The following is a 23,048-nucleotide window of genomic DNA, read 5'->3' as shown; positions in this document are numbered from 1 at the left end:
GCGTGCTCCGTTAGTTAAACCATGCGCCAAGGGGTAAGGTCACGTCCAGCAGGCGGTCAAAGGCGTACCAGAGCAAAATGCCCAGTACCGCACCCGAGAGCCCCGCCGTGGGCAGTGTGGCGTTAAACAACATGCCAATCACCATCGTCAGGATGGCGGTGGCAATCGGGAATCCGAGCCACTCAAAACCCCACGCGTACATCAGCAACACAATGACCATAACCAGCAGACGTTGCAGAATGCGTCTGGGCGGCCACTCCACGGTATCCGGATGGCGCAGCAGCAGGGCTACTGAGCAAAGCAGCATCAGGCCGACGATGCCCATCGGAAAGGGGCGTGGCCCCACCGGTTCATAGCTGTATTCGCTGTGGATCTGCCAGGCGACGAACAACCCGCCAATGCAGAGCAGCAGCCATATCCCGGCAAAAATACGATCGCTCATAGCGCCTCCGTTTATTTCGCCAGACCGAAGGCTTTCGCCTGTTCGCGGTAGTCATTCACCTGTTTTTTGACATACTCGTCCAGCTGCTTACCGTTGAGGTTGAATTCGAACAGCCCGCGCAGATCGCGCTGCTTTTTGAACGCATCGGTTTGCTGGAGTTTGGCGAAGGCATCCACCCACCACTGGTATTCGGCGTCGGTCACTTTCGGCCCAACGAAGAAGCCGCGAATAATCGGCCAGACCAGGTTGTAGCCTTGCTCTTTGGCGGTAGGGACGTTCGCCAGCTGGCCCGGCAGACGGTTTTCCGAGAAGACCGCCAGCACGCGGATTTTGTCCCCGCTCAGGTAAGGCACCATTTCGCTGAGATCGCCGGAAACGGCCTGTACGTGATTGCCCATCAGCGCCGTGACCGGCTCGCCGCCGCCTTCAAAGGCTACGTAGCGCATCTTGTGTGGATCCACTTTTGCCTGCTGCGCCAGCAGGGCGGCTTTCATCCAGTCCTGGCTGCCGATCGACGCACCTGCGCCAATCACCACGCTGTTCGGGTCTTTCTCCATTGCGGTCAGCAGGTCTTTCAGCGATTTCCAGGGGGAATCAGCGCGAACGGCGATCATGCCGTAATCCGTTCCGACTGTCGCAAGCCAGCGCACATCGTCCACGCCGTAGCGGCCAAACTTGCCCTGCGACAGGTTCAGCAGCGAGCCGCCGGAGAAGGCCACCACGGTGCCCGCTTCGGCAGGGCGCTGCGCCACAATGGCGTTGTAAGCCACCGCGCCCACGCCGCCGGGCATGTAGGTGACGCGCATCGGTTTTTCGATGGCCTTCGTCTCCAGCAGGCTGACCTGAATCAGTTTACAGGTGAGATCGAAACCGCCGCCCGGCTTGGCCGGGGCGATACATTCGGTGCGGGACGGGACATCCTGCGCCTGGGTGACAGAGGCACTCAACATCAATACGCTTGCAGCAAGGGTCGAAAGTAGTTGTTTTTTCATCGTTTATCCTCACGCCGGAGAACCGGGAGTACGGGTACGGGGGCTTTTTTTCTGATTATGTGAACCACCTTGTAGCGGTTCCGTTGCGTGATTGTTAAAACATTAACCTTTCATTTCCCTTTCACTGCGACACGAACTTTACAGGATGTGATATGCGTCTCTTACTGGCGGAAGATAATCGTGAGCTGGCTCACTGGCTGGAGAAAGCGCTGGTGCAGGGAGGCTTTGCCGTGGACTGCGTTAATGACGGGCGGGCGGCCGACCATCTGTTGCAGGGAGAAAACTATGCTGTCGCTATTCTGGATATCGGCATGCCCGGATTCGACGGGCTGGAGGTGGTCCATCGTCTGCGAAAGCGCGGGCAGACGCTTCCCGTGCTGTTTCTCACTGCCCGCAGCAACGTGGCGGACAGGGTGAAAGGACTGAACGCCGGGGCGGATGACTATCTGCCGAAGCCTTTTGAGCTGGAAGAACTTGATGCGCGGCTGCGCGCGCTGCTGCGCAGAAGCGAAGGGCGAACCCAGGAGCGTCAGCTTTTGGGGGCGCTGGAATACGACGATGACGGTTTTTTTCTGCTGCACGATGAACCGCTCTCATTGACGCCGCGCGAGCTCTCCCTGCTGAAGGTGCTGATGCACCGCCGGACCCGGCCCGTCTCCCGCCAGCAGCTTTTCGACCAGATTTTTAGCCTGAACGACGATGTGAGTCCGGAGAGCATCGATCTCTACATCCATCGTCTGCGCAAAAAACTGAGCGGCAGCGGGGTGAAGATTACCACCCTGCGCGGGCTGGGGTATGTGCTGGAGTGTGGCGATGAAGTGGGCTAAACCGCAGTCCCTTTATCTGCAACTTCTGCTGTTTCTGGGTTTACCGCTGCTGTTGTTATGGGGGTTATCAGCGTTTAACAGCTACGTCAGCGCCCTGCAAGCGGCGACGCAGGCTTACGACCGCACGCTGTTGTCGTCGGCGCGTACGATCTCTGAGCGGCTTGAAGTGCATAATGGCGAGCTGCAGGTGAATGTGCCCTGGGTGGTGCTCGACAGCTTTGAGCTCAACATGAATGACAGGCTGTATTACAAGGTGGTCGACCCCGCCGGACGGGTGATCTCCGGCTACGACGACCTGCCGATGATGCCCCCTTCAACCTCGCGCACTACGCTCTACCCGGCGCTGGCCTGGTTTTATCACACCGAGTATCGCGGGCAGGCGATTCGCGTGGCGAAGCTGCTTCAGCCCATCAACGAAGATAACGTCGTCGGGATGGCGGAGATCTATGTCGCTGAAACGCTGCAGTCCCGTCGCTATCTTGCCAGCCAGCTGCTCTTTTCGTCCTGGGTATCTCAGGGGCTGCTGGTCCTGCTGACGCTGATCTTAACCGCCTGGCTGTTGCGTCGCGTGCTGCGCCCGATGCGCCAGCTGTCCTCGCTCATGGTGCGTCGGGAGCCGGGGCTGCTGTCTCCGCTGCCTGAGCTACTACCCTGGTCAGAAACGCGCCTGCTGATTGTGGCCTTCAACCGCTATATTGACCGACTGCGTGGAGTGCTGTCGCGGCAGGAGCGCTTCAATGCCGATGCCTCTCACCAGCTCAAAACACCGCTGGCGGTGCTCAAAACGCAGGTCTCGGTGGCGCTGACGCGGGACGATCCGGCGCTGTGGCAGGAGAGTTTACGGGCGATGAATGTGACGCTGGATAACACCATTGTGCTGACTGAACGCCTGCTTCAGCTTTCGGCGGTGAAGCGAAAAGAGCAGGGGGAGCGGCAGTTTACCCCGGTGGATCTGGTGCAGGTGGTGCAGAATTGTTGCTTTTCACGGCTGGCGCAGGCGCGCAGCAAAGCGATTGACCTGGGGTATGACGGTGAGCAGCAGCCGATGATCGTCGAAGGCGATGAGGTTTTGCTGGGCGAGCTGTGCGCAAACCTGCTGGAGAACGCCATCAAATACACACCGGAGCAGGGGATCGTAACGGTTTACCTGCGCGTGGATAACGGCGCGGTTGACCTGAGCGTGGAAGACAGCGGGCCGGGGATTGCGGAAAATCTGATCCCGCAGGCTATGCTGCCGTTTCGCCGTCTGGATAACGTCGGTGACGCGGCTGGGTCCGGTATCGGGCTGGCGCTGGCGAGCGATATTGCCCGGCTGCACCGCAGCCATCTGCAACTGTCTCGCAGTGAACATTTAGGCGGGCTGAGTGTGAAAATGCGCTTTCTGCTGATGGGATGAAGGCAGATATTATCAAATCGTTACAAACTAATTGTCTGACGCACGCAGAGTGCTTGATCCCGCAGTGAGGCAGGTTAAAATCGCGCGGTTTTGGGATTTATTATCTATAAATTGTGCGGGATCACGACAATGAAAAAAGTGGCATTAATGGGCTTAGGCCTGATATTTGTTTCGGCAGCGGCCAACGCTATTTCCTTCAACGGCTCGGCAGGTGAGGATTACACCCATCTGGGCTTTGGTCTGGGCACGGAAACTTCCGGCCTGGCGATGACCGGCGGCTGGACGCATAACGATGACGACGGCGATGCGGCAAGCCTCGGCCTCGGTCTGAACATTCCGCTGGGGCCATTCCTGGCGACCGTAGGCGGTAAAGGGATCTACACCAACCCGAACGACGGTGACGAAGGCTACGCAGCGGCGGTCGGCGGCGGCCTGCAGTGGAAAATTGGCGACAGCTTCGGTCTTTTCGGCGAGTACTACTACTCCCCGGATTCGCTCTCCAGCGGTATCGAAAGCTATGAAGAAGCCAATGCCGGTGCGCGCTGGACTATCATGCGTCCGATCACTATCGAAGCGGGTTATCGCTATCTGAACCTGGCTGGTAAAGACGGCAACCGCGACAACGCGCTGGCTGATGGCCCTTACGTGGGCGTGAGCGCAGGCTTCTAATCTCTTCGGCGCGGCGTTCTGTCGCGCCAGTTTCTCTCTGCTCCCCCCATTCAATTGCGCTATAGTGTTTCGACCATATAAGCGGGAGAACACAATGATTAACGTGGAGATGTTATCCACCGGCGACGAAGTGCTGCATGGGCAAATTATTGACACCAATGCAGCCTGGCTTGCCGATTTATTCTTTGAGCAAGGATTACCGTTAACGCGCCGCAACACCGTGGGCGACAATCTTGAGTCACTGGTGAACGTTCTTCGCGAGCGCAGCGAGCACTGCGACGTGTTGATTGTGAATGGTGGACTCGGCCCCACCAGCGACGATCTCAGCGCACTGGCTGCCGCCACCGCGAAAGGCGAGGGGCTGGTATTGCACGAGGCGTGGCTGGCGCAGATGGAACGCTTCTTCTCCGATCGCGGCCGCGTGATGGCACCCAGCAACCGCAAGCAGGCTGAAATCCCGGCCAGTGCGGAACTGGTTGATAACCCGGTCGGTACCGCCTGCGGATTCGCCGTTCAGCTTAACCGCTGCCTGATGTTCTTCACTCCCGGCGTGCCTTCTGAATTTAAAGTGATGGTCGAGCAGCAAATCCTGCCGCGCCTGCGCGCGCGCTTTACGCTGCCTGAGCCGCCGCTGTGTCTGCGCCTGACCACCTTTGGCCGCTCGGAAAGCGACCTGGCCCAGAGCCTTGACCACCTGCAGCTGCCGCCGGGGGTCTCGATGGGCTACCGTTCGTCGATGCCAATTATCGAACTCAAGCTGACCGGCCCGGCGACGGAAAAAGCCGCCATGCTGGCGCTGTGGCCTGAAGTGCAGCGCGTCGCGGGCGAGAGCCTGATCTTTGAAGGCACGGAAGGGCTGCCCGCGCAGATTGCCCAGAGCCTTCAGTCCCGTCAGCTGAGCGTCACCCTAAGTGAACAGTTCACCGGCGGCCTGCTGGCGCTGCAGCTTTCCCGCGTGAATGCGCCGCTGCTCGCCAGTGAAGTGGTGCCGTTCCAGCAGGAGACGCTGGCGCAGACCGCGCGCTGGGCGTCAGAACGCAGGGTGAAACACTTTGCTGGTCTGGCGATGTTTGTGGGCGGGCTGGATGAGGAACATCTTAATTTTGCGCTGGCGACGCCGGAAGGTACGCATGCGCTGCGGGTGAAAATGAGCATCACGCGCCACAGCCTGGCGGTGCGTCAGGAGGTCTGCGCGATGATGGCGCTGAACATGCTGCGCCGCTGGCTTCACGGTAAAGAGGTGGCCAGCGAGCACGGCTGGATTAACGTCGTGGAGTCGCTGTTCATCGAATGATGCGTTTGCCGGGGGCTCTCGCCCCGGCAATGCTTACCCCAGCGCTTTCGCCAGCAGGGTAATGGGATGTTCGCAGCGAAGGCTTGTGGACATCTCAATCTGCCACTTGCAGGTTTCGCAATCCGTTACCACGATATCCGCGCCGCTCTCTTCAATCTGGCGGAACAGCGGGGCGCCAATCGCCTGCGACGTTTCGTAGTTTTCACGCTTAAAGCCGTAGGTGCCCGCAATCCCGCAGCAGCGCGAGTCCAGCACCGTCAGCTCCAGCCCCGGAATAAGCCGCAGCAGCTCCAGCGTATAGAGCGACCAGCCCATTTTTTCCATATGACACGGCGTGTGATAGACCACCTTCAGCGGTAATGCCTTCAGCGGCAGCGTCTGTCCGCCGTCCAGCTTGCGCCACAGGAAGCGCGTTGCCAGCTCAATATGCTCGCGCAGTCCGGTATTATCGACATCCAGCAGGTGCGGATACTCATCGCGCAGCGTAAAGGTGCAGGTGGACGAGGTGGCCAGTACCGGGATCCCCTTGTCGACGATGGCTTCGCGCAGTGACGAGACGTTACTTTTCGCCTGCTTACGCGCTTTATCGGTAAATCCGTTGGCAATCAGCGGGACGCCGCAGCACTTCTCCTTGTTCAGTAACTGAACGCCCGTTCCCATGGCGTTCAGCACTTTTAGCAGATCTTTACCCAGCTGCTGATGGTTGTAGTTTACGTAACAGCCGTGGAAGAAGGCCACCTGGTCGGCGTACTGCGCCTGTTCCGCCGCGACGGATTTGTACCAGCGGCGGAAGGTGCCGTGGGAATATTTCGGCAGGCTGCGGTGATGGTCGATTTTAAGCGTGGCATCCAGCAGCTGGCGCACCGGTTTGAGAGAGGTCGCGGCATTCACCAGCGGAGCAAATGGTGTCGAGACGCTGCCCATCAGGTCGGTATGGCTCAGGATCGCATCGCGTAATGTGGGTTTCTGCGTGCTGTAGCGCGCGCGGGCGCGCTGGATGATATCGCCGATTTTAACATCCGACGGGCAGGCCACTTCGCAGCGTTTGCAGTTGATGCAGTATTTCAGCGCCTCGTCGTACAGCTTGCCGTCCTTCAGACGCAGGCGCTCGCCGTCCGGCCCGGCCTGCTTCGGACCGGGATAGCGTGGATTCACGCCGCTGACCGGGCAGACGGTGGTGCAGACCGTGCATTTGATGCAGCTTTCGAAACGGGTGTCGTTCATTGTGCAGCCTCCGTGCGCTGAATAATCTGCTCTGCAACGTGAAGCGCCGTGACGGCGCAAACCCCGCCGCCACAGCCCTGTGCGATGGGATCGTATCCACCCAGTACGGAGCCGATGGCGAAGAGATTGCCGATTGATTTACCGGAAAGCTGCGGGTGCAGATGCGTATCGGCGATGACGCCGAACTGCTGCCAGGGCTGCGGCGTGAAGAAATCACTCTGATACCAGTCCGCACGGGAAGCGCTCTGTCGGACATCCAGCCCCATAATGGCTTCCCGGATGCCGTCGCGTGTGCTCAGCAGCCCGTTGCTGAAGAAACTGCCGCTTGCCAATACCGCGTAGCGCGCGCGGAGCGGAATATCATCATGGTTCCGCGTCCAGATTTCGCTCACCGCGCCGTCGGTCAGGGTGATTTTTTTCACCTCATCGCCCGCCATCCATACGCCACCCTGCGCAACAAACTGGCGCTGGAGCTGGGTGTGCAGACGAATGCCCGGCACGGAAGGGGGAAGCGTAGGCAGCAGGCCGAGCGAGCAGGGCAGACGATCGGACAGCCAGCGCCAGAGCCGGTTGTCGTTTAAACCAAAGCAGGCGGGCATCAACAGGGCATCGCAGGCTTCGCCGAGCGGCCTGAGAGCGTCATACAGCAGCGGCCATTTGTCCTCGTTATCCAGAAAACGGGCGATATTCACCGCGCGGAACTCGCTCGGGTTATCGCGCAGGACATCCAGTTCAGGCAGTTCTATCTCTGCCGTTTCGGCGTTAACGCCCTGGCGACGAAGTGACGCCGCCGCGAGATGGGGCTGAAAATCCAGAAAGCCGCTAATGCCCACCACCCGCACGCGCGCGGCAGTGATGGGAGCTACGGGCACCTCCTCCGGGCTGAGCCACGCGGAGCGCAGGGTGCCGAGCGGCGTGACGCGCTGGTGATTTTGCCTGGCGCTTCCCTTCAAACGCGCGCCGCAGTCCGCCAGCAGCGCCTCGGTTTCCAGCGCAAAACGGTCAACGTTGTGTGCGCCAGTCAGGTGATAGGGATGCTCAGGCGGCAGCTTATCGCGGTACGTTTCGTCCACCAGATCCAGCGATCCCGATGAGAAGTGCAGGGCGCTCTGACCGCGGGTGATAATGGCACAGCGCAGCCCTTGCTTCGTGAGTTTGATGCCGCAGAGCAAGCCTGCCAGCCCGCCGCCGACAATCACGGTATCAAATTTCATCGTGTTGCTCCTTCTCAAGACCGCAAAGCCCCTGGTAGACCCAGCGGGTAAATTCGCTTTCGCGCAGGGCGTCCCCCCAGGCGACAGGTTGAATGCCTTTCCAGCGCTCGTTTAAAAACGCGCTGAGCTGATCGAGCGACTGGGTGGCGGTGGTGGTGTGAAAACGCTGCAGCAGACCGGCGGCACGACAGGCGCACAGCTCGCCCTGGCAGGTGCCCATGCCCACGCGGGTGCGGCGGCGAAGATCGAGCAGGCTGTTGACCGTCAGGCTCTCCACCGCGTACTGCACCTCGCCGGCGGTGACGGCTTCGCACTCGCACACCAGGCTGCGGCTCAGTCGTCCTTCACCGAGCCACTGTGGCGTTCTGTCACCGTGGCGGTAAATCGCGGATCCGCGCAGCGGCGCGGGCAGGGAGATGATTTTTTGCAGGGTTTTTTCGGTGGACTGCCGCGAGCCGGGCAGCGGCTGGTCTGCCGTCACGCATGCTTCGGTATTCCCCAGCTTGCGGCAGACGGCATCGGTCGCCCATTCGGCCATCAGGCGGTAGGTCATCAGCTTGCCGCCGGTGATGGTGATAAACCCGTCCATGCCGTCGCGCGCGGCGTGATCGAGCAGCACGATGCCCCGGCTGACGTTGCGCCCGCTCGGATCGTTGTCGCTGGCGACCAGCGGACGCACGCCCGCGTAAGCGCGAAGAATACGCGTCTGCGCCATCACCGGCGCGAGTTTTTCCCCTTCGCGCAGCAGGATGTCGACCTCTTCGGCGGTCACGCGGTTGTAGTCAATCTCGCTGTAGTCGACGTGGGTTGAGGTGGTACCGATTAACGAAATGGTGTCGCCCGGGACGAGGATATCGGCGTCGGACGGTTTGCGGCAGCGGTTGATCACGTGGTTATTGATGCGGTGGTCGAGGATCAGCAGCGAGCCTTTCGCCGGGAACATGCGCACCGACAGGTCGGCGTATTCCGCAATGCGCTGCCCCCAGATCCCCGCCGCGTTGACCACTACGGCGGCATACAGCTCGCTGTGTTCGTTGTACTGCGTATCAAGGAGCCGCACGCCACAGATGCGATGACCTTCGCGGATAAGCCCGGTCACTTCGTGCCCGGTCAGAATGCGCGCGCCGTGCTCGCGGGCGTCCAGCATATTGGCGGCCGTCAGGCGGAACGGGTCGACGGTGCCGTCAGGTACTTTTACCGCGCCAATAAGCGCCGGGTTAACCGACGGTTCCAGCCGTCGCGCCAGTGCAGGATCCATGGCCTCAGCCTGAATGCCCGCTGTGGTGCAGGCGGTAATAAAGGTCTTCTGAAAAGCGAGGTCATCTTCGGGCAGGGTAATAAAGAGGCCGTCGGTCGGCTCAATGCAGTGGCGGGCGATGCGCTTGAGGATTTGGTTTTCAGCAATACATTCGCGCGCGGATTCACCGTCGGTGACCGCATACCGCGCACCGCTGTGCAGCAGGCCGTGGTTACGCCCGGTTGCGCCTGTGGCAATGTCATGACGCTCCAGAAGCGTGACGCTCAGGCCGCGCAGGGCGCAGTCGCGAGCGATCCCGGCGCCGGTTGCACCACCACCAATGATTATCACATCGCTATAACGAGGATCGTGAATGGTCATTGTTTACCCTCTATGTTCGTTTTTTTATCATTTAGCCATATCAATTGTGTGGTTTGTTTGATTTCGAACATAAACGCGCGAAATTCGAAAGTGAAACGTGATTTCATGCGCTTTTTTGCGCATTCTGTCATATTTCTGTAACAATCTGTGCGTTGATTCACAGTAACAATCACTGCGATTTCTTAACATCCCGCCACTGGAATTCAGGTGCGAGCCACCTGCCCATTCAATTCAAGGCCACGGAGGCTGTCATGCTCAGTATCTTCAAACCCGCGTCGCATCGGGCGCGTCTGCCAGAGGCAGAAATTGATCCGCTTTACCGCCGTCTGCGTTGGCAAATCTTCCTGGGGATCTTCTTCGGGTACGCGGCGTACTACCTTGTGCGTAAAAACTTTGCGCTCGCCATGCCCTATCTGGTGGAGCAGGGCTTCTCCCGCGGCGATCTGGGGTTCGCACTGTCCGGGATCTCCATCGCCTACGGTTTTTCTAAATTCATCATGGGCTCGGTGTCGGATCGCTCGAATCCGCGCGTGTTCCTGCCTGCCGGTCTGATTCTGGCCGCTGCGGTGATGTTGTTCATGGGCTTTGTGCCGTGGGCGACGTCCAGTATTGCGATTATGTTCGTGCTGCTGTTCCTCTGCGGCTGGTTCCAGGGAATGGGGTGGCCGCCGTGCGGACGTACCATGGTGCACTGGTGGTCGCAGAAAGAGCGCGGCGGTATCGTGTCGGTGTGGAACTGTGCCCATAACGTCGGTGGTGGGCTTCCGCCTCTGCTTTTCCTGCTGGGGATGGCCTGGTTTAACGACTGGAAAGCCGCGCTGTATATGCCCGCCTTCGGCGCCATCGTCGTGGCGATTATCGCTTTCGCGCTGATGCGCGACACGCCTCAGTCCTGCGGCCTGCCGCCGATTGAAGAGTACAAAAACGACTATCCGGATGATTACAGCAAAGAGCACGAAGAAGAGCTGACCGCAAAACAGATCTTCATGAAGTACGTGCTGCCCAACAAGCTGCTGTGGTACATCGCGGTCGCCAACGTGTTCGTTTACCTGCTGCGCTACGGCATCCTCGACTGGTCGCCAACCTACCTGAAAGAGGTGAAGCACTTCGCGCTGGATAAATCCTCCTGGGCCTATTTCCTGTATGAATATGCCGGGATCCCGGGCACGCTGCTTTGCGGCTGGATGTCGGACAAGGTGTTTAAAGGCAACCGCGGTGCGACGGGCGTGTTCTTTATGACCCTGGTGACCATTGCCACCGTCGTTTACTGGCTCAACCCGCCGGGCAACCCATCAGTAGATATGGCCTGCATGATCGTTATCGGCTTCCTGATTTACGGTCCGGTGATGCTGATCGGCTTGCATGCCCTGGAGCTGGCACCGAAAAAAGCAGCAGGTACGGCGGCGGGCTTTACCGGCCTGTTCGGCTACCTCGGCGGTTCGGTCGCGGCGAGCGCCATCGTGGGCTACACCGTTGACTTCTTCGGCTGGGACGGCGGGTTTATGGTGATGATCGGCGGCAGCGTGCTGGCGGTTCTGCTGCTGATTGTGGTGATGATCGGTGAAAAACGTCACCACGCGGAAGTGCTGGCGCGTCGTCAATAAGGAGCTTTGTGATGAAATTAACTCAGTTAGCGACTGGCCTGCTGTTGGCGGGCCTGATGACAGGCTCCGCGCTGGCGGCGGATAAAATCGTTATTGCCCACCGCGGTGCGAGCGGCTATCTGCCAGAGCATACGCTGCCGGCAAAAGCGATGGCCTATGCGCAGGGGGCGGATTACCTGGAGCAGGATCTGGTGATGACGAAGGACGACCAGCTGGTTGTTCTGCATGACCACTATCTGGACCGCGTGACGGACGTGGCGGAGCGTTTCCCGGACCGCGCGCGAAAAGATGGCCGCTACTACGCCATCGACTTCACGCTGGCGGAGATCCGTTCCCTGAAGTTTACCGAAGGCTTCGAGATTGAAAACGGCAAGAAGGTGCAGGTCTATCCGGGACGTTTCCCGATGGGCAAATCTGACTTCCGCATTCATACCTTCCAGGAAGAGATTGAGTTTGTTCAGGGGCTGAACCACTCAACCGGTAAAAACATTGGAATCTATCCTGAAATCAAAGCGCCGTGGTTCCACCATCAGGAAGGGAAGGATATTGCCGCGAAGACGCTGGAGGTACTGAAACAGTACGGCTACACCAGCAAGAAGGACAAAGTTTACCTGCAGTGTTTTGACGCCGCCGAGCTGAAGCGCATCAAAACCGAGCTGGAGCCGAAGATGGGGATGGATCTCAATCTGGTACAGCTGATTGCCTACACCGACTGGAATGAAACCCAGGAGAAGCAGCCGGACGGCAAGTGGGTGAACTATAACTACGACTGGATGTTTAAGCCGGGCGCGATGAAGCAGATTGCGCAGTACGCCGACGGCATTGGGCCGGATTACCACATGCTGGTGGCGGAAGGCTCAGCGCCGGGCCACGTGAAGCTGACGGCGATGGTGAATGAGGCGCACGCCAGCAAGATGCAGGTGCATCCGTATACGGTGCGTGCAGACCAGTTGCCGGAGTATGCCACGGATGTGAATCAGCTTTATGAGGTGTTGTATAACCAGGCGGGCGTGGACGGGTTGTTTACGGATTTCCCGGATAAAGCGGTGAGCTTTTTGAAAGATTAACGCTGAAATTGCCGGGTGGCGGCTGCGCCTTACCCGGCCTACGAACTGTGGTTTTGTAGGTCGGGTAAGCGAAGCGCCACCCGACACCATCACATCTCAATCTCAATATCGCCTTTTGCCCGGCAGCAGCAGGGCAAAATTTCCCCTTCGTTGATAAAGGCCAGCGGTTCGGTCAGCCAGTCCACCTGGCCTGCGACCAGACGGCAGCGGCACGAGCCGCAATAGCCTTCACGACACTGGTACTCCACTTCAACCTGATGGGCTTCAAGCGCCACCAGCAGAGAAGGGTGCTCTTCCTGGCACATCACTTCTGTACCAGAAAGACTCAACGTTACGCGGCTCATCAGAGCTGGAAGTCGCTCAGGTCGTCGGTGTTGACTTCAGAATCAATCTGCCCGACCAGGTAAGAACTCACTTCCACTTCCTGCGGCGCGACCTGCACGTTATCGGACACCAGCCAGGTGTTGATCCACGGGATGGGGTTAGAGCGCGTCTGGAACGGCAGGTCGAGACCGACCGCCTGCATGCGGATGTTGGTGATGTACTCCACGTACTGGCACAGGATGTCTTTGTTCAGGCCAATCATGGAGCCGTCGCGGAACAGGTAGTCTGCCCACTCTTTCTCCTGCTGGGCCGCCAGCACGAACAGATCGTAGCATTCCTGCTTGCACTCTTCGGCAATCGCAGCCATTTCCGGGTCGTCCGTACCGCTGCGCAGCAGGTTCAGCATGTGCTGAGTCCCGGTCAGGTGCAGGGCTTCGTCACGGGCGATCAGGCGGATGATTTTGGCGTTACCTTCCATCAGCTTGCGCTCGGCAAAGGCGAAGGAGCAGGCGAAGCTCACGTAGAAGCGGATCGCTTCCAGCGCGTTGACGCTCATCAGGCACAGGTACAGCTGCTTTTTCAGCGCGCGCAGGTTCACGGTAATGGTTTTGCCGTTCACGTTGTGCGTGCCTTCGCCCAGCAGATGCCAGTAGCTGGTCATCTCGATCAGCTCGTCGTAGTAGTGCGCAATGCCTTCCGCGCGCTTCTGGATCTGTTCGTTGGTGACGATATCGTCAAACACCACCGCCGGATCGTTCACGATGTTGCGGATGATGTGGGTGTAAGAACGGGAGTGGATCGTCTCGGAGAACGCCCAGGTTTCCACCCAGGTTTCCAGCTCAGGAATGGAGATCAGCGGCAGCAGCGCCACGTTCGGGCTACGGCCCTGAATGGAGTCCAGCAGCGTCTGATACTTCAGGTTGCTGAGGAAGATATGCTTTTCGTGATCCGGCAACGCCTGGAAATCGATACGGTCGCGGGAAACGTCCACTTCTTCCGGGCGCCAGAAGAAGGAAAGTTGCTTTTCAATCAGCTTTTCGAAGATGTCATATTTTTGCTGATCGTAGCGTGCCACGTTGACCGGCTGGCCGAAGAACATCGGCTCTTTGAGCTGGTCGTTTTTCGTCTGTGAAAAGGTGGTATATGCCATTGCGGTGAGTCCTGTTGAGATTTTATTGCCCGGCGGCACTGCGTTTGCCGGGCCTACAAAACCGTAGGCCGGGTAAGCGTAGCGCCACCCGGCGAAGTGCTTAGATCTTACATGCGCCGCTTTCGCAGCCATCGTCCTGAATTGACGGCACCATATCGTCCTGCGCGTCTTCCGCACCGTCACGGGTGTTGTGATAGTACAGGGTTTTCACGCCAAACTTATACGCGGTCAGCAGGTCTTTCAGCAGTTGCTGCATCGGTACCTTGCCGGACGGGAAGCGCGTCGGGTCATAGTTGGTATTGGCAGAGATCGACTGGTCGATAAACTTCTGCATGATACCCACCAGCTGCAGGTAGCCGTCGTTGTTTGGCATTTCCCACAGCAGCTCGTAGTTGTTGCCCAGCGTTTCGTAGTCCGGTACGACCTGACGCAGCACGCCGTCTTTCGAGGCTTTGATACTGACATGGCCGCGCGGCGGTTCAATACCGTTGGTGGCGTTGGAGATCTGCGAAGAGGTCTCGGACGGCATCAGGGCAGAGAGCGTTGAGTTACGCAGGCCGTGGGTCTTGATGGACTCACGCAGGCCTTCCCAGTCGAGGTGCAGCGGCTCGCTGACGATCGCATCCAGGTCTTTCTTATAGGTGTCGATCGGCAGAATGCCTTTCGCGTAGGTGGTTTCGTTGAACCACGGGCACGCGCCTTGCTCTTTCGCCAGCTCGTTGGAGGCTTTCATCAGGTAGTACTGAATGGCTTCGAACGTCTGGTGCGTCAGGTTGTTAGCGCTGCCGTCGGAGTAACGCTTGCCGTTTTTCGCCAGCCAGTAGGCGAAGTTGATCACGCCGATACCCAGAGTACGACGGCCCATTGCACCGCGTTTTGCCGCCGGGATTGGGTAATCCTGGTAATCCAGCAGGGCGTCGAGCGCGCGAACCGCCAGCACGGCCAGCTCTTCCAGCTCGTCCAGGGTTTTAATTGCACCCAGGTTGAACGCGGACAGCGTACACAGGGCGATTTCGCCGTTTTCGTCGTTCACGTCTTCCAGCGGCTTGGTTGGCAGAGCGATCTCCAGGCACAGGTTAGACTGGCGCACGGGTGCGACGACCGGGTCGAACGGGCTGTGGGTGTTGCAGTGGTCCACGTTCTGGATGTAGATACGGCCGGTAGAAGCACGTTCCTGCATCATCAGGGAGAACAGGTCTACCGCCTTCACGCGCTGCTTACGGATGCTGTCGTCTTTTTCGTATTTGGTGTACAGACGCTCGAACTCGTCCTGATCGGCGAAGAACGCGTCGTACAGGCCCGGGACGTCGGACGGGCTGAACAGGGTGATGTCTTCACCTTTCAGCAGACGGGTGTACATCAGCTTGTTGATCTGCACGCCGTAGTCCATGTGACGCACGCGGTTGCCTTCCACGCCGCGGTTGTTCTTCAGAACCAGCAGGCTTTCCACTTCCAGGTGCCACATTGGGTAGAACAGCGTCGCAGCACCGCCGCGCACGCCGCCCTGAGAGCAGGATTTTACTGCCGTCTGGAAGTGCTTATAGAACGGGATACAGCCGGTGTGGAACGCTTCACCACCGCGAATCGGGCTGCCCAGCGCACGGATGCGACCGGCATTGATGCCGATACCGGCGCGCTGGGAAACGTATTTCACGATGGCGCTGGAGGTGGCGTTGATGGAATCCAGGCTGTCACCACACTCGATCAGTACGCAGGAGCTGAACTGACGGGTTGGGGTACGCACGCCAGACATGATTGGCGTCGGCAGAGAAATCTTGAACGTGGAGACCGCATCGTAGAAACGCTTCACGTAGGAGAGGCGGGTCTCACGCGGGTAGTTAGAGAACAGGCAGGCGGCCACCAGAATATAGAGGAACTGGGCGCTCTCGTAGATTTCGCCCGTCACACGGTTCTGAACCAGGTATTTACCTTCGAGCTGCTTCACCGCCGCGTAGGAGAAGTTCATGTCGCGCCAGTGATCGATAAACTCGTTCATCTGCTCGAACTCTTCTTCCGTATAGTCTTCCAGCAGATGCGTATCGTATTTGCCCAGCTCAACCATTTTCACCACGTGATCGTACAGCTTCGGCGGCTCAAACTGGCCGTAGGCTTTCTTACGCAGGTGGAAGATGGCCAGACGCGCAGCGAGGTACTGATAATCCGGTGCTTCGCGGGAGATCAGATCTGCCGCTGCTTTGATAATGGTTTCGTGGATATCAGACGTTTTAATGCCGTCGTAGAACTGAATGTGAGAACGCAGTTCAACCTGGGAGATAGATACGTTGTTCAGTCCTTCTGCTGCCCAGTCGAGAACTCGATGGATTTTGTCCAGATTGATACGCTCGGTAGTACCGTCGCGCTTTGTCACCAGCAGACTCTGATTCATGTGGGTTTTACCTGTCCGTGAAATAAAAAATATCCCCCGCTTATCCACAGATCCGTCTTGTGACTAACTCTGTGGATAAATACTACATATAGGGGGTTTGCGATAAGAAAAACGCTATATGGTGAGTATTCTAGTATCGAATCATTTCAGCACAAGGGTTGATTTTGACGTTAAATTGAGGTTGTGAATGGGTAAAAAAGCGTAAGTCCTCGTACCGTAAGGCCTGGACGAGTTGTCAATAATTAAGAAAAAAAATTCAAAATTTGATCGAGTGCTGATTTCTTCAACGAGAGGTCAGAATTGCGCAACATGATGTCGCGCAATCTTTATAAGAATAACGAATGACGTTAGGTGTTTTTGGTGGTTGTGTGCAACATATAATTAACATCTACGCCCGGTGCGAGCTTGAATTTATCCGTTAATGGATTGTAATGCAGGCCGGTGATGTGCTGCTCCTTGAGCCACGTCTGGTCAACCCAGCTTAATAACTCCGCCGGCTTGATGAATTTCTTCACGTCGTGCGTGCCTTTGGGCACCATGCGCAGCACATATTCTGCGCCAACAACGGCCATCAGCCAGGCTTTTCCGTTGCGGTTGATGGTCGAGAAGAAGACCTGACCACCCGGTTTCACCAGTTTTGCACAGGCATGCACCACGGACTGCGGGTCTGGAACGTGCTCCAGCATCTCCATACAGGTCACGATATCGTACTGATGGGCATGTTTTGCCGCGTGCTCTTCCACGGTTTCCTGCACGTATTCCACCTGAATGCCGGACTCCAGCGCGTGAAGGCGGGCGACCTGCAACGGTTCAAAGCCCATATCGAGGCCGGTAACGGTGGCCCTTTCGCGCGCCATGCTCTCAGCCAGAATGCCGCCGCCGCAACCGACGTCGAGCACCTTCTTACCGAACAGACCGCCGGAACGCTCCGCGATATAGCCCAGACGCAGCGGGTTAATGCGATGCAGCGGTTTGAACTCACCTTCGAGATCCCACCAGCGGGACGCCACCGCTTCAAATTTGGCAATCTCTTCGTGGTCAACGTTGTGAGCCACCGGGGATTTTTCGGCATTCATGGGCGCTTTTACTCCTTATTTAGCAAGACAAAGGAGTATATCAGCCCGCGCGGGTGAATAAAGCTTATTGGTTTACCTCAATCACCGCGGCTGTGTTATAATTTGCGACCTTTGAATCCGGGATACAGTAGAGGGATAGCGGTTAGATGAGCGACCTTGCGAGAGAAATTACACCGGTTAACATCGAGGAAGAGCTGAAGAGCTCCTATCTGGACTATGCGATGTCGGTCATTGTTGGCCGTGCGCTGCCGGACGTCCGCGATGGCCTTAAGCCGGTACACCGTCGCGTACTATACGCCATGAACGTATTGGGCAATGACTGGAATAAAGCCTATAAAAAATCTGCCCGCGTCGTGGGTGACGTCATCGGTAAATATCACCCGCATGGTGATACCGCCGTTTATGACACCATCGTCCGTATGGCGCAGCCATTCTCCTTGCGTTATATGCTGGTAGATGGTCAGGGTAACTTTGGTTCTGTTGACGGCGACTCCGCGGCGGCGATGCGTTATACGGAAATCCGTATGTCGAAAATCGCCCACGAGCTGATGGCCGACCTGGAAAAAGAGACCGTTGATTTCGTCGATAACTACGACGGCACCGAGCGCATTCCTGATGTTATGCCAACTAAGATCCCGAACCTGTTAGTGAACGGTTCGTCCGGTATCGCGGTCGGTATGGCAACCAACATTCCGCCACACAACATCACCGAAGTGATCAACGGCTGTCTGGCCTATATCGACGATGAAGAGATCAGCATTGAAGGGCTGATGGAACACATCCCGGGCCCGGACTTCCCGACGGCGGCGATCATCAACGGCCGTCGTGGCATTGAAGAAGCGTACCGCACCGGTCGCGGCAAGATTTACATCCGTGCCCGCGCCGAAGTGGAAGCGGACGCCAAAACCGGCCGTGAAACCATTATCGTTCACGAGATCCCGTATCAGGTGAACAAAGCGCGTCTGATTGAAAAAATCGCCGAGCTGGTAAAAGAAAAACGCGTTGAAGGCATCAGCGCGCTGCGTGACGAGTCTGACAAAGACGGTATGCGCATCGTGATTGAAATTAAACGCGACGCGGTGGGCGAGGTTGTGCTGAACAACCTGTACTCCCAGACTCAGCTTCAGGTCTCCTTCGGTATTAACATGGTTGCACTGCACCATGGCCAGCCGAAGATCATGAACCTGAAAGAGATCCTGAGCGCGTTCGTGCGCCACCGCCGTGAAGTGGTGACTCGCCGTACTATCTTCGAACTGCGCAAAGCCCGCGACCGTGCCCACATCCTTGAAGCACTGGCCGTTGCACTGGCAAACATTGACCCGATCATCGAGCTGATTCGCCGTGCGCCGACACCGGCGGAAGCGAAAGCAGCCCTGATTGCGCGTCCGTGGGAACTGGGCAACGTCGCCGCTATGCTGGAACGTGCGGGCGATGACGCTGCGCGTCCTGAGTGGCTGGAGCCTGAATTCGGCGTGCGCGACGGTCAGTACTATCTGACCGAGCAGCAGGCACAGGCGATTCTGGATCTGCGTCTGCAGAAACTGACCGGCCTTGAGCATGAAAAACTGCTCGACGAATACAAAGAGCTGCTGGAACAGATTGCTGAGCTGCTGCATATCCTGGGTAGCGCAGAGCGCCTGATGGAAGTGATCCGTGAAGAGCTGGAGCTGGTCCGCGATCAGTTCGGCGATGCGCGTCGCACTGAAATCACCGCCAACAGCGCGGACATCAACATCGAAGACCTGATCAACCAGGAAGACGTTGTGGTGACCCTGTCTCACCAGGGCTACGTGAAGTATCAGCCGTTGACCGACTACGAAGCACAGCGTCGTGGCGGTAAAGGGAAGTCTGCGGCACGTATTAAAGAAGAAGACTTTATTGACCGTCTGCTGGTGGCGAACACCCATGACACGATCCTCTGCTTCTCAAGCCGTGGTCGTCTCTACTGGATGAAAGTCTATCAGCTGCCGGAAGCAAGCCGTGGTGCGCGTGGCCGTCCAATCGTCAACCTGCTGCCGCTGGAAGCGAATGAACGTATCACCGCTATTCTGCCAGTACGCGAGTACGAAGAGGGCGTGAACGTCTTTATGGCGACCGCGAGCGGTACCGTGAAGAAAACCGCGCTGACCGAATTCAGCCGTCCGCGTTCGGCCGGTATTATCGCCGTGAACCTGAACGAAGGCGACGAACTGATCGGCGTGGATCTGACCTCCGGTTCCGATGAAGTGATGCTGTTCTCTGCCGCCGGTAAAGTGGTGCGCTTTAAAGAGAACGCGGTCCGCGCAATGGGCCGTACGGCAACAGGCGTTCGTGGGATCAAACTGGCGGGTGAAGACGCCGTTGTTTCCCTGATCGTTCCACGCGGCGAAGGGGCGATCCTGACCGTCACGCAGAACGGCTACGGTAAACGTACAGCGGAAAGCGAATATCCGACTAAGTCCCGTGGCACGCAGGGCGTTATCTCTATCAAAGTGACCGAGCGCAACGGTTCCGTTGTCGGCGCGGTGCAGGTGGACGATGCCGACCAGATCATGATGATCACCGATGCCGGTACGCTGGTGCGTACTCGCGTATCTGAGATCAGCGTGGTAGGCCGTAACACCCAGGGCGTGATCCTCATCCGTACAGCGGAAGATGAAAACGTGGTGGGCCTGCAGCGTGTTGCTGAGCCTGTGGATGACGAAGAACTCGACTCCATCGATGGTACGGTAGCGGAAGGCGATGATGAAATCGCGCCGGAAGCGGACACCGACGAAGATGCAGCGGATGATGCTGACGAGTAATGTCTCCTGATGCTAAAAGGGCCGGTTTCCGGCCCTTTTCTTTTGCACAAGCAGACAAGTGAACGTTGCGACAAGCCGCGTTTACCGCTACCTTAACCACATTCTTTTTGACCCCGATGGCGGAGCCTCGCCCCTTTGAAATACCTCGTCTCCTTTCGTACCACGCTGAAAGTCTCTCGCTATCTGTTCCGGGCGCTGGCGCTACTGCTTTGGTTGCTGGTGGCCCTGTTCTCGGTGTTTTTCATCGTTAACGCGCTACACCAGAAAGAAGCGGAGATCCGCCAGGAGTTTAATCTTAGCTCCGATCAGGCCCAGCGCTACATTCAGCGCACCTCTGACGTCATGAAGGAGCTGAAGTACATTGCCGAGAATCGCCTGACGGCGGAAAACGGTATTCTTGCCATTCGTGGGCGCAATGATAAAGCCGAAGTGCCCGACTTTGAGCCCCTGTTCCCGGACTCTGACTGTTCCGCAATGGGCAGTACCTGGCGCGGCTCGCTGGAATCGCTGGCGTGGTTTATGCGCTACTGGCGTGACAACTTCTCCGCGGCCTATGACCTGAATCGCGTCTACCTGATTGGCAGCGAAAATCTCTGCATGGCCGATTTTGGCCTGCGCGACATGCCCGTAGAGCGCGATGACGCGCTGAAAAGCCTGCATGAGCGTATTGTGAAATACCGCAATGCGCCGCAGGACGAGCGCGGGAATAACATCTTCTGGATTAGCCAGGGCCCGCGCACGGGCGTGGGCTATTTCTATGCCCTGACGCCGGTGTATCTGGGCAACCGCCTTCAGGCGCTGCTGGGCATTGAACAAACCATCCGCATGGAAAACTTCTTCACGCCGGGCAGCCTGCCGATGGGGGTGACCATTCTCGATGAAAACGGTCATTCCCTGATCTCCCTCGCCGGGCCGGATAACCGTTTGAACGTTGATCCGCACTGGATGCAGGAGCGGTCGTGGTTTGGCTACACCTCCGGTTTCCGCGAGCTGGTGTTGAAGAAAAGTCTGCCGCCGTCGTCTCTCAGCATTGTCTATTCGGTGCCGGTGGATATGGTGCTCGAACGCATTCGTATCCTGATTCTGAATGCCATTTTGCTGAATATCGCGGTGGGCGTGGCGCTGTTTATGCTGGCGCGCATGTATGAGCGCCGGATATTTATTCCGGCAGAGGCAGACGCCCAGCGTCTCGAAGAACATGAGCAGTTCAACCGTAAGATTGTCGCCTCTGCGCCGGTGGGGATCTGTATCCTGCGCACCCAGGACGGCACCAATATCCTCAGTAACGAGCTGGCGCATAACTACCTGAACATGCTGACGCATGAGGACAGGCAGCGGTTGACGCAGATTATCTGCGGGCAGCAGGTTAACTTTGTTGACGTGCTGACCAGCACCCACACCAACCTGCAAATCAGCTTTGTGCATTCGCGCTATCGCAATGAAAACGTGGCCATTTGCGTGCTGGTTGATGTCTCCGCACGCGTGAAAATGGAAGAGTCGCTGCAGGAGATGGCGCAGGCTGCCGAGCAGGCCAGCCAGTCTAAATCCATGTTCCTTGCCACCGTAAGCCACGAGCTGCGCACGCCGCTTTACGGGATCATCGGTAACCTCGATCTGCTGCAGACGAAAGAGTTACCGAAAGGGGTTGATCGTCTGGTCACGGCGATGAACAACTCTTCAAGCCTGTTGTTGAAAATCATCAGCGATATTCTCGATTTCTCAAAAATTGAGTCCGAGCAGCTGAAAATCGAGCCGCGCGAGTTTTCCCCGCGCGAGGTCATGAACCACATTAGCGCCAACTATCTGCCGCTGGTGGTGCGTAAACAGCTGGGGCTGTACTGCTTTATCGAACCGGACGTGCCGCTGACGCTGCACGGCGATCCGATGCGCCTGCAGCAGGTCATATCCAACCTGCTGAGCAACGCCATCAAGTTCACCGATATCGGCTGTATTGTGCTTCACGTTTGCCGCGTAGGGGACTATCTGACTATCCGTGTGCGTGATACGGGCGTGGGTATCCCGGCGAAGGAGGTAGTCCGTCTGTTCGACCCGTTCTTCCAGGTCGGGACGGGCGTGCAGCGCAACTTCCAGGGCACCGGGCTGGGTCTGGCGATTTGTGAAAAGCTTATCAGCATGATGGACGGGGATATCTCCGTCGATACCGAACCGGGCATGGGAAGCCAGTTCACTATCCGGATTCCGCTCTACTCGGCGCAGTATCCGGCTAAAACGACGGTCGATGGGCTGAGCGACAAGCGCTGCTGGCTGGCGGTGCATAACGCTTCGCTCAATGATTATCTGACGGCGCTGCTTAACCACAGCGGCGTACGGGTATGCCGATATGAAGGCCAGACCCCGGACGTGGACGATATGCTGATCGCTGACGACATGCTGGAACACGCGTGGCCGGGAAGAGGGGTGATCATGTTCTGCCGTCGCCATATTGGTATTCCGCTGGAGCGCGCGCCGGGGGAATGGGTGCACAGCGTGGCGACCCCGCATGAGCTGTTAGGGCTATTGGCGCGCATTTACAGCGTACAGCTTGAAGACAGCGATGGCGCAACGGCACTCCCGTCACCGGATGCGCTGGCGTCGATGAATGACGATATGATGATTCTGGTGGTGGACGACCATCCGATTAACCGTCGCCTGCTGGCCGACCAGCTTGGCTCGCTCGGATATCAGTGTAAAACCGCCAACGATGGCGTCGATGCACTGAACGTGCTGAGTAAAAACCATATTGATATCGTGCTGAGCGACGTGAATATGCCAAATATGGACGGCTACCGTCTGACGCAGCGCATTCGTCAGCTTGGCCTGACGCTGCCGGTTGTTGGCGTGACGGCTAACGCCCTGGCGGAAGAGAAGCAACGCTGTCTGGAGTCTGGCATGGACAGCTGCCTGTCGAAGCCGGTGACGCTGGACGTATTGAAGCAGACGTTGTCTATCTACGCAGAACGCGTTCGAAAAACGAGGATATAA

General features: G+C 57.8%; 17 protein-coding genes. 8 read left to right on the top strand and 9 right to left on the bottom strand.

Annotated features, from left to right (window positions below):
- Window positions 1-10 precede the first annotated feature (10 nt).
- Window positions 11-442, bottom strand: coding sequence for a tripartite tricarboxylate transporter TctB family protein (locus N2K86_RS15145; RefSeq protein ID WP_218307703.1), 432 nt, complete (start codon window positions 440-442; stop codon window positions 11-13).
- A gap of 11 nt (window positions 443-453) precedes the next feature.
- Window positions 454-1,434: a Bug family tripartite tricarboxylate transporter substrate binding protein gene (locus tag N2K86_RS15140; RefSeq protein ID WP_260659161.1), complete on the bottom strand. Its 981-nt coding sequence runs from the start codon at window positions 1,432-1,434 to the stop codon at window positions 454-456.
- A gap of 152 nt (window positions 1,435-1,586) precedes the next feature.
- Between N2K86_RS15140 and tctD the strand changes: the two genes are divergently transcribed.
- From tctD to N2K86_RS15120, 4 genes are all read left to right on the top strand, one after another.
- Window positions 1,587-2,261 (top strand): transcriptional regulator TctD, encoded by a 675-nt coding sequence (gene tctD / locus N2K86_RS15135; protein ID WP_260659160.1) that lies wholly within the window; start codon window positions 1,587-1,589, stop codon window positions 2,259-2,261.
- A complete protein-coding gene (locus N2K86_RS15130) occupies window positions 2,248-3,657 on the top strand; it encodes a sensor histidine kinase (protein WP_260659159.1) in 1,410 nt (469 codons plus the stop codon). The genes tctD and N2K86_RS15130 overlap by 14 nt, the downstream gene beginning before the upstream one ends.
- Window positions 3,658-3,786: 129 nt before the next feature.
- Window positions 3,787-4,326 (top strand): YfaZ family protein, encoded by a 540-nt coding sequence (locus tag N2K86_RS15125; protein ID WP_260659158.1) that lies wholly within the window; start codon window positions 3,787-3,789, stop codon window positions 4,324-4,326.
- Window positions 4,327-4,420: 94 nt separating this feature from the next.
- The gene (locus N2K86_RS15120; protein WP_260659157.1) at window positions 4,421-5,620 is read left to right on the top strand and encodes a nicotinamide mononucleotide deamidase-related protein YfaY; all 1,200 of its coding nucleotides are present in this window, start codon (window positions 4,421-4,423) and stop codon (window positions 5,618-5,620) included.
- A 33-nt stretch (window positions 5,621-5,653) separates the two neighbouring features.
- Here the strand turns inward: N2K86_RS15120 and glpC are convergent, their stop codons facing one another.
- From glpC to glpA, 3 genes are read right to left on the bottom strand one after another with little or no spacing between them, the layout of a single operon-like run.
- Window positions 5,654-6,844: an anaerobic glycerol-3-phosphate dehydrogenase subunit GlpC gene (gene glpC / locus N2K86_RS15115; RefSeq protein WP_260659156.1), complete on the bottom strand. Its 1,191-nt coding sequence runs from the start codon at window positions 6,842-6,844 to the stop codon at window positions 5,654-5,656.
- Window positions 6,841-8,058: a glycerol-3-phosphate dehydrogenase subunit GlpB gene (gene glpB, locus N2K86_RS15110; RefSeq protein ID WP_260659155.1), complete on the bottom strand. Its 1,218-nt coding sequence runs from the start codon at window positions 8,056-8,058 to the stop codon at window positions 6,841-6,843. Before glpB ends, glpC begins: the two co-directional genes overlap by 4 nt.
- Window positions 8,048-9,676 carry an anaerobic glycerol-3-phosphate dehydrogenase subunit A gene (gene glpA / locus N2K86_RS15105; RefSeq protein ID WP_260659154.1) on the bottom strand — a complete coding sequence of 543 codons (1,629 nt, stop codon included), beginning with the start codon at window positions 9,674-9,676 and terminating at the stop codon, window positions 8,048-8,050. The genes glpB and glpA overlap by 11 nt, the downstream gene beginning before the upstream one ends.
- A gap of 251 nt (window positions 9,677-9,927) precedes the next feature.
- On the opposite strand from glpA, the gene glpT reads away from it, so the two are divergent.
- Together glpT and glpQ are read left to right on the top strand one after the other, a co-directional pair.
- Entirely contained in the window at window positions 9,928-11,280 is a 1,353-nt protein-coding gene (gene glpT / locus N2K86_RS15100) for a glycerol-3-phosphate transporter (RefSeq protein WP_260659153.1), read from the top strand.
- A gap of 11 nt (window positions 11,281-11,291) precedes the next feature.
- Complete coding sequence (gene glpQ / locus N2K86_RS15095) at window positions 11,292-12,347, top strand: glycerophosphodiester phosphodiesterase (RefSeq protein WP_260659152.1); 1,056 nt, start codon at window positions 11,292-11,294, stop codon at window positions 12,345-12,347.
- Window positions 12,348-12,436: 89 nt separating this feature from the next.
- Here glpQ and yfaE read toward each other — a convergent pair whose 3' ends face one another.
- The 4 genes from yfaE to ubiG form a co-directional block, all read right to left on the bottom strand.
- Window positions 12,437-12,691, bottom strand: a complete 255-nt coding sequence (yfaE, locus tag N2K86_RS15090; RefSeq protein WP_260659151.1) for a class I ribonucleotide reductase maintenance protein YfaE — start codon at window positions 12,689-12,691, stop codon at window positions 12,437-12,439.
- Window positions 12,691-13,821 (bottom strand): class Ia ribonucleoside-diphosphate reductase subunit beta, encoded by a 1,131-nt coding sequence (gene nrdB / locus N2K86_RS15085; protein ID WP_260659150.1) that lies wholly within the window; start codon window positions 13,819-13,821, stop codon window positions 12,691-12,693. The genes yfaE and nrdB overlap by 1 nt, the downstream gene beginning before the upstream one ends.
- 100 nt (window positions 13,822-13,921) lie before the next feature.
- Window positions 13,922-16,207, bottom strand: a complete 2,286-nt coding sequence (gene nrdA, locus N2K86_RS15080) for a class 1a ribonucleoside-diphosphate reductase subunit alpha (RefSeq protein ID WP_260659149.1) — start codon at window positions 16,205-16,207, stop codon at window positions 13,922-13,924.
- Between the two features lie 347 nt (window positions 16,208-16,554).
- Window positions 16,555-17,283: a bifunctional 2-polyprenyl-6-hydroxyphenol methylase/3-demethylubiquinol 3-O-methyltransferase UbiG gene (gene ubiG / locus N2K86_RS15075; protein ID WP_260659148.1), complete on the bottom strand. Its 729-nt coding sequence runs from the start codon at window positions 17,281-17,283 to the stop codon at window positions 16,555-16,557.
- A gap of 146 nt (window positions 17,284-17,429) precedes the next feature.
- Here ubiG and gyrA point away from each other — a divergent pair, with 146 nt between their 5' ends.
- Window positions 17,430-20,066, top strand: coding sequence for a DNA topoisomerase (ATP-hydrolyzing) subunit A (gyrA, locus tag N2K86_RS15070; RefSeq protein WP_260659147.1), 2,637 nt, complete (start codon window positions 17,430-17,432; stop codon window positions 20,064-20,066).
- Window positions 20,067-20,201: 135 nt separating this feature from the next.
- Window positions 20,202-23,048, top strand: coding sequence for a two-component system sensor histidine kinase RcsC (gene rcsC / locus N2K86_RS15065; protein ID WP_260659146.1), 2,847 nt, complete (start codon window positions 20,202-20,204; stop codon window positions 23,046-23,048).

The organism is Enterobacter mori, assembly GCF_025244905.1.
GTDB classification, from domain to species: domain Bacteria; phylum Pseudomonadota; class Gammaproteobacteria; order Enterobacterales; family Enterobacteriaceae; genus Enterobacter; species Enterobacter mori_A.
Note: the sequence above shows the minus strand (reverse complement) of the source record. Positions and strands in the feature narration are given on the sequence as shown.

Excerpts from the sequence above, each read along its gene's own strand:
- N2K86_RS15140 (WP_260659161.1), bottom strand. The coding sequence starts at position 1,434 with ATGAAAAAACAACTACTTTCGACCCTTGCTGCAAGCGTATTGATGTTG.
- nrdA (WP_260659149.1), bottom strand. The coding sequence starts at position 16,207 with ATGAATCAGAGTCTGCTGGTGACAAAGCGCGACGGTACTACCGAGCGT.
- N2K86_RS15120 (WP_260659157.1), top strand. The coding sequence starts at position 4,421 with ATGATTAACGTGGAGATGTTATCCACCGGCGACGAAGTGCTGCATGGG.
- glpA (WP_260659154.1), bottom strand. The coding sequence starts at position 9,676 with ATGACCATTCACGATCCTCGTTATAGCGATGTGATAATCATTGGTGGT.
- N2K86_RS15125 (WP_260659158.1), top strand. The coding sequence starts at position 3,787 with ATGAAAAAAGTGGCATTAATGGGCTTAGGCCTGATATTTGTTTCGGCA.
- yfaE (WP_260659151.1), bottom strand. The coding sequence starts at position 12,691 with ATGAGCCGCGTAACGTTGAGTCTTTCTGGTACAGAAGTGATGTGCCAG.
- nrdB (WP_260659150.1), bottom strand. The coding sequence starts at position 13,821 with ATGGCATATACCACCTTTTCACAGACGAAAAACGACCAGCTCAAAGAG.
- gyrA (WP_260659147.1), top strand. The coding sequence starts at position 17,430 with ATGAGCGACCTTGCGAGAGAAATTACACCGGTTAACATCGAGGAAGAG.
- N2K86_RS15145 (WP_218307703.1), bottom strand. The coding sequence starts at position 442 with ATGAGCGATCGTATTTTTGCCGGGATATGGCTGCTGCTCTGCATTGGC.
- glpC (WP_260659156.1), bottom strand. The coding sequence starts at position 6,844 with ATGAACGACACCCGTTTCGAAAGCTGCATCAAATGCACGGTCTGCACC.
- tctD (WP_260659160.1), top strand. The coding sequence starts at position 1,587 with ATGCGTCTCTTACTGGCGGAAGATAATCGTGAGCTGGCTCACTGGCTG.
- glpT (WP_260659153.1), top strand. The coding sequence starts at position 9,928 with ATGCTCAGTATCTTCAAACCCGCGTCGCATCGGGCGCGTCTGCCAGAG.
- glpQ (WP_260659152.1), top strand. The coding sequence starts at position 11,292 with ATGAAATTAACTCAGTTAGCGACTGGCCTGCTGTTGGCGGGCCTGATG.
- ubiG (WP_260659148.1), bottom strand. The coding sequence starts at position 17,283 with ATGAATGCCGAAAAATCCCCGGTGGCTCACAACGTTGACCACGAAGAG.
- glpB (WP_260659155.1), bottom strand. The coding sequence starts at position 8,058 with ATGAAATTTGATACCGTGATTGTCGGCGGCGGGCTGGCAGGCTTGCTC.
- N2K86_RS15130 (WP_260659159.1), top strand. The coding sequence starts at position 2,248 with ATGAAGTGGGCTAAACCGCAGTCCCTTTATCTGCAACTTCTGCTGTTT.